This is a genomic window from Leclercia sp. LSNIH8, from assembly GCF_002920195.1.
Classification (GTDB): domain Bacteria; phylum Pseudomonadota; class Gammaproteobacteria; order Enterobacterales; family Enterobacteriaceae; genus Enterobacter.
The window spans coordinates 1-9,548 of sequence record NZ_PQJY01000023.1 but is presented as its reverse complement, the minus strand read 5'-3'; the positions used below and the strand labels follow the sequence as shown (position 1 = coordinate 9,548).

Genomic DNA, 9,548 nt, shown 5'->3' with positions numbered 1-9,548 from the left:
CGGTGGAGTCCGGCGCGGTCGCCTTCCATGCCCTGACGGGCATAAAAACATGTAAATAAATTCCGTACTTGTATTGACTTTAAAGGCGTAATCACCGATAATTAAATCATCGGGAGGCAATACCGCCACCCGAAAAATTGCCGGTATCGGATCACTAAGGAGTAAGCATGACCACTGTTACCACCCCTTCCCAGCTGAAAAAAGAAGTCGAATCTCAGAAAGAATTATTGCTGCGCGCCTGCCTCGAAGCGTTCAACCAGCTGCCTAATCAGCGCCTGCAAGGCGCTTTCACATCGACGTATGCACTGGCGGCAAAATTAGACCAGCTGCTGCAACAAACTAAATAGCACTGACGACCCGGCCAAGCCGGGTCTTTAACAGAAAGATCGAGGACAAACGACATGACCACACAAACCCTTGAGCAGACTCTTGAAGATTTTCGTCGCCAGTGTGAGAGTTTTGCGCGCGAACAGCAGCCCCGCTGCGGCCTGATTTATGAACTGTATCAGCGCCGCCTGAGCGCGGTTATTGACGGCTATCTTGCTGGCGTTCCGGCCGAGTATCGGGAAGAACTGATCGCGGTAGCGCGGCGTGAATTTGACTATCTGACCCAAGACGAGATCGCGGAAGAAATCCGGCAGGATCGGGAAAACGATTATTGCAGCCACGGTATTGAGCGTAATTGTTGCCCGCTGGGCTGCGGAGATCTAGACGATTACTGAGCCGCCGAAAGAAAAAAACCCGGATTGACCGGGCTTTTTTCTTTCCGCTGCGCGGCCGTTTCAGTTATTACTCCGCGCTGCTTTTGGCAATTTCTGTATAGCACAATACACTACACATTAAGCTCGTTTGCTTCGACGGCTAGCCAGCAGTTAAAGGTTTCGCTCTGCCGTTCGCCGCCGCAACCTCCCTCCGCTTTCAGCTTTCCGCAAGCCTGGCATTTCCCCAGCTGCGCCTTTTGCTCCTGCCACTGTTGCCAGTTTCGGATCAGCAGCAGTTGGAAAAACTCATTCGTGGAATAGGCTGTTCGTCCTGGACGACGAACCCGGCAAAGCTCCTGTAACATTGCTTCTTCCTGTTTTGTTAGCGTGACTGTCACGCTAGCGCCTTCCTCTTTGAGTCGCGCGCGGCGCCGGGCCTGGCGAATACGGGCTTGTTCACGCTGTCGGTCATTCATATTTTTCCTCCACGTGACTGTCACGTTGAATTAAACCGGGCATTACCCCTGCGGGGCCGTTCTGCCGTGCTGCGCATCGAGCCGCTACGCGTCTCGCCCCTTCGGGCGGCGGCCACTAATGCCTCCGGCCTGCGGCCTCCGCGCTTCGCTTGAAAAAAAACCGGGACATGCCCGGTTTACATTATCTCAGTAGAATTATGGCTATCGCGGCACCCACGGCGGCGCCCACAATAGTGCAGCCAGCTGTAATAAAAAGGATCTGACGGGTTAACGTCTCAGCTCTGGACGCCTGCGCGCGGCGGAACTTCGTCAGAAATTCCTCACGCGCCTTAGCATCATCACTAATTGCCAGGCTAATTGAACGCTGGTTTTCTACTAAAGTCCGTTTAAGAGAGTCTGCCGTCTCTCCTAAACTTTCGGTGTCTTTTGCCAGCTTTTCCGAAAGCGCAGAAAGTATCTCAGTCATTTCTTTCTGACTTGCGGTGATTTCCTTCGCGTCACCTAAAAACCAATCCATCAGAACTTCAAATTTATCTGGCTGCTTTTCCATTTTATTCTCCCATTAAAGCCGCATATGCTTTATCGAGATTAGCTTTAACAGGAATTGCCTGTTTCATGTAGGTATAACGGCGGGCCAGTTTTTTGCGCTCGTCAGCATCCGTTGTTTGTTTAGCGCGGGCTTTAAATTCTTCTGGATCTTCAGCGGTCAATGCTTCGAATGAGATACGGTGATACGCGAGATATTCGAAAACTTCACTGTTATAAATAACAGATTTCTTGCTGATTTTGCCAACTTTCGTTCGTTTGACAAATTCAAATACCGGCGCCAGTACATCCTCTACTTCACTATCTGGACTAATGCGGTTTGGAACAAAGATGATTTTATCGCTGCTTACACCTGCCTTACTTAACGTATGTGCTGTTTTCAGGCTTTCATCAATGGCCTTATTATCAGGCGTAACCGGGATTACATACTTATCAAATTCATTCGCGCCACTGTCAAAGCGGGACATTGCCATCAGGAACGCTTCTACGTTTGACGCACCAATATCAATAATCCCGGCATCTTCAAAAACAATATCTTCAATCAACCGTGAAAAGTCATCACCTTTAAAAATGGAAACATTCTCAATCCCCAGATCGGAAGCAGACTGGTTGATAGTTTCAACCGCATAGAATTTTGCTCCAGTCAGACGCGGGGCTAACAGGTAGGATGAAATTAAGGTTTTACCAACGCTGCCACTGTAATTAATTACCGCTACTTTCATAAATCACCTCAGAATTTTTTATTGAACATCTTAGGGTCGAAATCTTCACTGATTTTATTGAAGAACTCTTTATCAATAATGCCGGGACTTTCTTTTTTTTCACTTCCTTGCGGTTCAGGCTCAGGCGGCGTTTGTGTATTGTGCAATACACTTTCCTCTGCACCTTTCTCGCTACCTCCTTTTTGTGTATTGTGCAATACACTATCATCATTGTTCGGCATCCTTTCATGTGTATTGTGCATTCCATTTTTCCGGATTTGCCGCGCTCTATATAGGGACGTATCAAAGCTACGAACGTTCACACCTTCCAGGCCGAAGCGTTCAGAAACTGCCTTATAAATTTCCTCCCTGGAAACTCCCAGTGACAGCATTTCTTCTATTTCCGGCAACATCAACTGAAGTGCCGCCCTGATACTTTTGGGCTTCATAGTACCCTCATTTAGAATGATGTAATTTTGATGTAATTTTGATGTACTTTTGATGTACTTTTGTTGTACTGGCTACCTCATGACCAAAGAATGATGTAATTTTGTTGTACTGTCAACCTTCAAGTGATGTAATTTTGATGTAATTTTGATGTACTTTTGTTGTACTGGTATTCATGCAAGCATGAATACGGAATATTGAACGCTTTTTAGCCAGTTAGTCCTTAACCTACGTAGATCGCCCCTACCAAAAAAGATGATTTTTTATCCCTTAACCTGCTATACACCTAACGCAGCGCGATAAATCACGCTATCATACTGATTTAAAAGATAAAAAAATAAATAGCAACAATATTCGGTAATAATTAGGTATTAAAAACACCCAATAACTCATTGTTTTATAATGAGTTTGCTTTATTACTTTGGTAATACTAAGATTTCAGCTTGTTAGATCCCAATTTTTTGTTTAAAAAATGCACAATGTGAGGACTGAATGCCAATAATAACCGCAAAAGTATCAGATGAACTTTTGGCCTATATAGACCTGGTTTCAGGAGGTAATCGGTCAGATTATCTGCGGCGCTGCATTGAAGCTGGCCCAGGTGATCGGGAGTCCGGGTTGAAAATAGTTGCCGACCGGCTGAGCGACGTAAATCGCAAACTGGATTATCTTTTTGACCGTGCTTCAGATGCGGATTTTGGCCCACTGCGCGATGAGCTGAAGGCAATAACCGAAACGCTATCTGGCGTAAAATTCCCACCGGCAGGACAGATGATGTTGCATGAATCACTCGCTATTGAAACGCTAATCCTCCTGCGCTCGATAGCAGAACCGGGCAAAACCAAAGCGGCAAAAGCAGAGGTTGAACGTAACGGCTACAAAGTCTGGGAACCAAAAAAGGAGCGCTGAAATGGACGATAGAGAAAGAGGCTTAGCATTTTTATTTGCAATTACTTTGCCTCCAGTGATGGTATGGTTTCTAGTTGCAAAATTTACCTACGGTATTGATCCATCCACGGCTAAATACCTGATTCCGTATCTGGTTAAGAATACTTTTTCGCTATGGCCTTTATGGTCAGCTTTAATTGCTGGCTGGTTTATTGGTGTTGGCGGTCTGATCGCTTTTATCATTTATGATAAATCACGCGTGTTTAAAGGCGAAAGATTCAAAAAGATTTATCGTGGTACAGAGCTTGTTCGCGCCAGAACACTCGCTGATAAAACACGCGAAAGAGGTGTCAACCAGTTAACCGTGGCTAATATCCCCATACCTACATACGCTGAGAACTTGCATTTTTCGATTGCCGGTACAACCGGTACTGGTAAAACCACAATTTTCAATGAACTGTTATTTAAGAGCATCATTAGAGGCGGCAAAAATATTGCTTTAGATCCAAATGGGGGCTTCTTAAAGAATTTCTATCGTCCCGGCGATGTTATTTTAAACGCCTATGATAAACGCACTGAAGGCTGGGTGTTTTTCAATGAAATTCGCCGTTCATATGATTACGAGCGCTTAGTGAACTCTATTGTTCAGGAAAGCCCTGATATGGCTACTGAAGAATGGTTCGGCTATGGCCGTCTTATTTTTAGTGAAGTTTCGAAAAAACTTCACAGCCTATATAGCACAGTAACTATGGAAGAAGTTATTCACTGGGCCTGTAACGTTGACCAGAAAAAATTAAAAGAATTTTTAATGGGGACGCCTGCCGAAGCTATTTTTTCCGGGTCTGAAAAAGCAGTTGGAAGCGCGCGATTTGTTCTCAGTAAGAATCTTGCCCCACATTTGAAAATGCCGGAAGGTAATTTTTCCCTGCGTGACTGGCTTGATGATGGAAAGCCGGGAACCCTGTTTATCACCTGGCAGGAAGAAATGAAAAGGTCACTTAATCCGCTAATTTCCTGCTGGCTGGATTCGATTTTTTCTATCGTGCTGGGTATGGGTGAAAAAGAAAGCCGCATTAATGTATTTATTGACGAGCTGGAATCACTCCAGTTTCTGCCAAACCTCAACGATGCACTGACCAAAGGGCGTAAAAGCGGTCTGTGTGTTTATGCTGGCTATCAAACCTATTCTCAGCTGGTTAAGGTTTATGGTCGGGATATGGCTCAGACAATTCTGGCTAACATGCGTTCTAACATCGTGCTGGGCGGCAGCCGTCTCGGTGATGAAACGTTGGATCAAATGTCGCGCTCACTCGGTGAGATAGAAGGCGAAGTTGAGCGTAAAGAATCCGATCCTCAGAAGCCCTGGATTGTCCGTAAACGCCGCGACGTTAAAGTTGTTCGTGCCGTAACGCCTACCGAAATATCAATGTTGCCAAACCTCACCGGCTATCTGGCGTTGCCTGGTGATATGCCCGTCGCTAAGTTCAAGGCTAAACACGTTAAATACCATCGCAAAAACCCTGTTCCTGGCATTGAACTGAGGGAGATCTGATGCTTGATATAACCACGATTACCCGCCAGAACGTCACTAGCGTTGTGGGCTACTACTCTGATGCAAAGGATGATTACTACAGTAAGGATTCATCATTCACGTCCTGGCAGGGAACCGGAGCTGAAGCCCTCGGCTTATCCGGGGACGTTGAATCAGCCCGGTTTAAAGAGCTGCTTGTCGGAGAGATAGATACCTTCACGCATATGCAGCGACACGTGGGTGATGCCAAAAAAGAGCGTCTGGGCTACGACCTGACGTTTTCAGCGCCTAAAGGGGTATCCATGCAGGCGCTGATACACGGCGATAAAACCATTATCGAGGCTCATGAAAAAGCTGTTGCCGCTGCTGTGCGTGAAGCTGAAAAACTCGCGCAGGCCCGGACGACTCGCCAGGGGAAATCAGTAACCCAGAATACCAATAACCTTGTCGTCGCTACTTTTCGCCACGAAACGTCCAGGGCGCTAGATCCTGATTTGCACACCCACGCTTTTGTCATGAACATGACCCAGCGCGAGGACGGCCAGTGGCGCGCGCTCAAAAATGATGAGCTGATGCGTAACAAAATGCACCTGGGCGATGTTTACAAACAGGAGCTGGCGCTGGAGTTGACCAAAGCCGGTTATGAGCTGCGTTACAACAGCAAAAATAACACGTTCGATATGGCCCATTTTTCAGACGAACAGATTCGCGCTTTTTCCCGCCGGTCGGAGCAAATTGAAAAGGGACTCGCTGCAATGGGCCTGACGCGGGAAACCGCCGATGCTCAGACGAAAAGCCGCGTCTCGATGGCGACGCGTGAAAAGAAAACAGAGCATTCCCGTGAAGAAATTCACCAGGAATGGGCCAGCCGCGCCAAAACGCTAGGCATTGATTTTGATAACCGTGAATGGCAGGGACACGGTAAACCTCTGGAGGCTGATATTGCGCGCAACATGGCCCCGGATTTTACCAGCCCTGAGGTTAAAGCTGACCGGGCTATCCAGTTTGCAGTTAAGTCGCTGTCAGAGCGCGATGCCAGCTTTGAACGCCAGAAGCTGATTCAGATCGCTAATAAGCAGGTGCTGGGCCATGCCACAATGGCCGATGTTGAAAAAGCGTACCTGAAGGCGGTACAGAAGGGCGCCATCATCGAGGGCGAAGCCCGGTATCAATCAACGCTGAAGGTCGGTGCTTCAGTTATGGCCGAAACTCTGACGCGCAAAGAGTGGATCGACTCGCTGACGAATAGCGGGATGCGTGCGGATAAAGCCCGTTTTGCGGTAGATGATGGTATTAAAAACGGCAGGCTTAAAAAGACCAGCCACCGCGTCACTACCGTGGAGGGTATTCGCCTTGAGCGTTCCATTCTGACTATCGAATCACGCGGCCGGGGGCAGATGCCGCGACAGCTGACCGCAGAGATTGCAGGCCAGCTGCTCGCCGGGAAAACCCTCAAGAATGAGCAGATGCGCGCAGTTACAGAAATTGTGACGAGCAAAGATCGTTTTGTGGCCGCACATGGTTACGCCGGTACCGGTAAAAGCTATATGACGATGGCCGCTAAAGAGCTGCTGGAGTCACAAGGGCTGAAGGTCACGGCGCTGGCCCCCTATGGGACACAGAAAAAAGCGCTTGAAGATGATGGATTACCGGCCCGCACCGTTGCCGCCTTCCTCAAAGCGAAGGATAAAAAGCTGGATGAAAAATCAGTCGTATTCATTGATGAAGCCGGGGTTATACCCGCCCGGCAGATGAAACAGCTGATGGAGGTGATCGAGAAGCATAACGCTCGCGCGGTATTCCTGGGGGATACGTCACAGACGAAAGCGGTAGAAGCCGGTAAGCCTTTTGAGCAGCTGATTAAAGCAGGTATGCAGACCAGCTACATGAAAGACATTCAGCGACAGAAGAATGAAGTTTTGCTTGAGGCGGTTAAGTATGCCGCTGAAGGTAATGCCGCGCGCGCCCTGAAAAATATCACCGGCGTGAACGAACTGAAGGAAGAAGCGCCCCGACTCGCTCAACTTGCCGATCGCTACCTGTCTCTGTCCTCAGAACAACAGGATGCCACCCTGATAATCTCTGGTACGAACGCCTCACGCAAAACCCTCAATGACTACATCCGGGGCAATCTGGGGCTTGCCGGAACCGGCGAAACGTTCACGCTACTTGACCGCGTGGATTCGACACAGGCGGAACGCCGCGACAGCCGTTATTTCAGTAAAGGGCAAATCATTATCCCCGAACAGGATTACAAAAATGGTATGAAGCGGGGCGAGTCTTACCAGGTTCTTGATACCGGGCCGGGCAACAAATTGACGGTTGAAAGCAGCAGCGGTGAGCAGATCGCTTTCAGCCCGCGTACACACACCAAGCTGTCTGTATACCAGGCAGTCAGCGCCGAACTGGCGCCGGGCGATAAGGTCATGGTAACGCGTAACGATAAAACGCTGGACGTTGCCAACGGCGACCGCTTCACGGTGAAAACCGTGGAGGGTGAAAAACTGACGCTTGAGGACAAAAAAGGGCGCACGGTTGAGCTGGACAAAAAACAGGCTTCTTATCTTTCCTATGCTTATGCAACCACCGTCCACAAATCCCAGGGGCTTACCTGTGATCGCGTGTTGTTCAACATAGATACCAAATCGCTTACCACTTCTAAGGACGTTTTTTATGTTGGTATTTCGCGTGCGCGTCATGAGGTGGAAATTTTTACCGACGATAAAAAATCTTTGGCATCGAGCGTGAGCCGCGACAGCCCGAAAACCACGGCCGCAGAAATTGACCGTTTCTTTGGGCTTGAGGCCAGGTTTAAGGATATTGGCCGCGATACCAGTTTAGAAACCCGATCAGCTGAAAAAGGTCTGCCAGAAGCCACGGGGGAAAGCATGGCGTTTAACCAGAAACCCGATGAACATAACATGACAACCGGCACTGATTATCAGCCGGTGAGCAACGCAGAGGACGCCTTTCATCTTAAGCAGAACCCTATGGATGATTCCGTTGGCCTGCGGCGTCATGAAGCACAGCAAAATGATGCAGAACTGGCCCATGATTATGCTGCTGCCGACGATCAGCAGTGGAGCGCGCAGGAGTATGCCGATTACGAGCATTATGCCGAAGCATCAGACTACGACTTTGACAGCAGCATTTACGACGATTACGCCATGCCGCAGACGTCTCAGGCGGAACAGAGCCATACCGGAAAAGAACACACCCATGAGCATGAGCATGAAGAAGGGGGCCATGAAATCTGATGGAGCAGACCGACAAGCGCAAGCAGGATAAACTGAAGTTCGACCGGGTAATTAATCTGGCGCGCAGACTGCCGCAACCGGCGATCCATGACTTACTACGCGCGCTGATACTGCCAATTCAGGCCGATTACTTGCTGGCCGTTGGCACGGAGGGCCAGGACGCGCGCCCGGACATGAACGAGCGCGAGTTCTTCTTCACAAAAATCATCTGGGCGATGGATTACACGCACATGAAATCACTCAGGCTTGCAGCTGAAGATTTTCCCCTGGCGCTTGCGACGGCCAAGATCCTGCCGTGGCCGTGGGGTGAATCAAGCTACCGGAGTGCTTTAGCCGATATAGGGGTTCGAGGTTCAATCGTGTAAAAAACCACGTTAAGGCAATAATTCATTGTTTGAATTGAAATTTAATGGCCTCAACTCTCCCTTCAGAATATTTTCCGGCAGCGTGAACGTATAATGTCCCAGCATGTTGATATGACCGTACATCAGTGGCGACAGGCGTGAGATATGCTCGTCTTCCGGGATCTCACCAGCGCTGCGCAAATGTGATAGCGCTTCCTGCATATAAAGCGTGTTCCACAATACAACTGCGTTAGTGACAAGCCCCAGCGCACCCAGTTGATCCTCCTGCCCCTCACGGTAACGTTTTCTAATCTCACCACGTTGGCCGTAACAGATCGCCCTTGCCACGGCGTGACGGCCTTCTCCCCGGTTAAGCTGAGTCAGTATCCTGCGACGATATTCTTCATCATCAATGTAGTTGAGGAGGTACAGCGTCTTGTTGACCCGTCCCACCTCCATAATCGCCTGCGCCAGCCCTGACGGACGGGAACTTTTTAAAAGCGAGCCCACAAGTTCTGAGGCGTGGACTGGGCACTGTTGCAAATAGTCGGTGGTGATAAACTTATCATCCCCTTTTGCTGATGGAGCTGCACATGAACCCATTCAAAGGCCGGCATTTTCAGCGTGACATCATTCTGTGGGCCGTACGCTGGTACT

The 9,548-nt window shown here is 48.8% G+C and carries 10 protein-coding genes and 1 pseudogene; 6 read left to right on the top strand and 5 right to left on the bottom strand.

Annotated elements, in window-relative coordinates:
- Window positions 1–167 precede the first annotated feature (167 nt).
- Together ccgAI and ccgAII are read left to right on the top strand one after the other, a co-directional pair.
- On the top strand, window positions 168–347 hold the full coding sequence (gene ccgAI / locus C3406_RS25550) for a protein CcgAI (protein ID WP_000214483.1): 180 nt from the start codon (window positions 168–170) through the stop codon (window positions 345–347).
- Window positions 348–401: 54 nt separating this feature from the next.
- Entirely contained in the window at window positions 402–722 is a 321-nt protein-coding gene (gene ccgAII, locus C3406_RS25545; RefSeq protein ID WP_001749971.1) for a protein CcgAII, read from the top strand.
- Window positions 723–832: 110 nt separating this feature from the next.
- Here the strand turns inward: ccgAII and C3406_RS25540 are convergent, their stop codons facing one another.
- The 4 genes from C3406_RS25540 to stbA form a co-directional block, all read right to left on the bottom strand.
- Window positions 833–1,177: a hypothetical protein gene (locus tag C3406_RS25540; RefSeq protein WP_000999874.1), complete on the bottom strand. Its 345-nt coding sequence runs from the start codon at window positions 1,175–1,177 to the stop codon at window positions 833–835.
- 181 nt (window positions 1,178–1,358) lie between these two features.
- Window positions 1,359–1,727: a plasmid stabilization protein StbC gene (gene stbC, locus C3406_RS25535; protein ID WP_000414913.1), complete on the bottom strand. Its 369-nt coding sequence runs from the start codon at window positions 1,725–1,727 to the stop codon at window positions 1,359–1,361.
- A gap of 1 nt (window position 1,728) precedes the next feature.
- Window positions 1,729–2,445, bottom strand: coding sequence for a StbB family protein (gene stbB, locus C3406_RS25530; protein WP_001749973.1), 717 nt, complete (start codon window positions 2,443–2,445; stop codon window positions 1,729–1,731).
- Between the two features lie 8 nt (window positions 2,446–2,453).
- On the bottom strand, window positions 2,454–2,873 hold the full coding sequence (gene stbA, locus C3406_RS26675) for a plasmid stabilization protein StbA (protein ID WP_001749974.1): 420 nt from the start codon (window positions 2,871–2,873) through the stop codon (window positions 2,454–2,456).
- 490 nt (window positions 2,874–3,363) lie between these two features.
- Here stbA and C3406_RS25520 point away from each other — a divergent pair, with 490 nt between their 5' ends.
- From C3406_RS25520 to C3406_RS25505, 4 genes are read left to right on the top strand one after another with little or no spacing between them, the layout of a single operon-like run.
- Complete coding sequence (locus C3406_RS25520; protein WP_001749975.1) at window positions 3,364–3,780, top strand: hypothetical protein; 417 nt, start codon at window positions 3,364–3,366, stop codon at window positions 3,778–3,780.
- A gap of 1 nt (window position 3,781) precedes the next feature.
- Complete coding sequence (locus C3406_RS25515; protein WP_000342688.1) at window positions 3,782–5,311, top strand: type IV secretion system DNA-binding domain-containing protein; 1,530 nt, start codon at window positions 3,782–3,784, stop codon at window positions 5,309–5,311.
- Window positions 5,311–8,547: a MobF family relaxase gene (gene mobF / locus C3406_RS25510; protein WP_012561166.1), complete on the top strand. Its 3,237-nt coding sequence runs from the start codon at window positions 5,311–5,313 to the stop codon at window positions 8,545–8,547. Before C3406_RS25515 ends, mobF begins: the two co-directional genes overlap by 1 nt.
- Window positions 8,547–8,912, top strand: a complete 366-nt coding sequence (locus C3406_RS25505; protein WP_012561167.1) for a DUF6710 family protein — start codon at window positions 8,547–8,549, stop codon at window positions 8,910–8,912. Before mobF ends, C3406_RS25505 begins: the two co-directional genes overlap by 1 nt.
- A 9-nt stretch (window positions 8,913–8,921) precedes the next feature.
- Here C3406_RS25505 and C3406_RS25500 read toward each other — a convergent pair.
- Window positions 8,922–9,419: pseudogene (locus tag C3406_RS25500) on the bottom strand (Tn3 family transposase); the annotation flags it as partial.
- Between the last annotated feature and the right edge of the window lie 129 nt (window positions 9,420–9,548).

Excerpts from the sequence above, each read along its gene's own strand:
- ccgAI (WP_000214483.1), top strand. The coding sequence starts at position 168 with ATGACCACTGTTACCACCCCTTCCCAGCTGAAAAAAGAAGTCGAATCT.
- ccgAII (WP_001749971.1), top strand. The coding sequence starts at position 402 with ATGACCACACAAACCCTTGAGCAGACTCTTGAAGATTTTCGTCGCCAG.
- C3406_RS25540 (WP_000999874.1), bottom strand. The coding sequence starts at position 1,177 with ATGAATGACCGACAGCGTGAACAAGCCCGTATTCGCCAGGCCCGGCGC.
- stbC (WP_000414913.1), bottom strand. The coding sequence starts at position 1,727 with ATGGAAAAGCAGCCAGATAAATTTGAAGTTCTGATGGATTGGTTTTTA.
- stbB (WP_001749973.1), bottom strand. The coding sequence starts at position 2,445 with ATGAAAGTAGCGGTAATTAATTACAGTGGCAGCGTTGGTAAAACCTTA.
- stbA (WP_001749974.1), bottom strand. The coding sequence starts at position 2,873 with ATGAAGCCCAAAAGTATCAGGGCGGCACTTCAGTTGATGTTGCCGGAA.
- C3406_RS25520 (WP_001749975.1), top strand. The coding sequence starts at position 3,364 with ATGCCAATAATAACCGCAAAAGTATCAGATGAACTTTTGGCCTATATA.
- C3406_RS25515 (WP_000342688.1), top strand. The coding sequence starts at position 3,782 with ATGGACGATAGAGAAAGAGGCTTAGCATTTTTATTTGCAATTACTTTG.
- mobF (WP_012561166.1), top strand. The coding sequence starts at position 5,311 with ATGCTTGATATAACCACGATTACCCGCCAGAACGTCACTAGCGTTGTG.
- C3406_RS25505 (WP_012561167.1), top strand. The coding sequence starts at position 8,547 with ATGGAGCAGACCGACAAGCGCAAGCAGGATAAACTGAAGTTCGACCGG.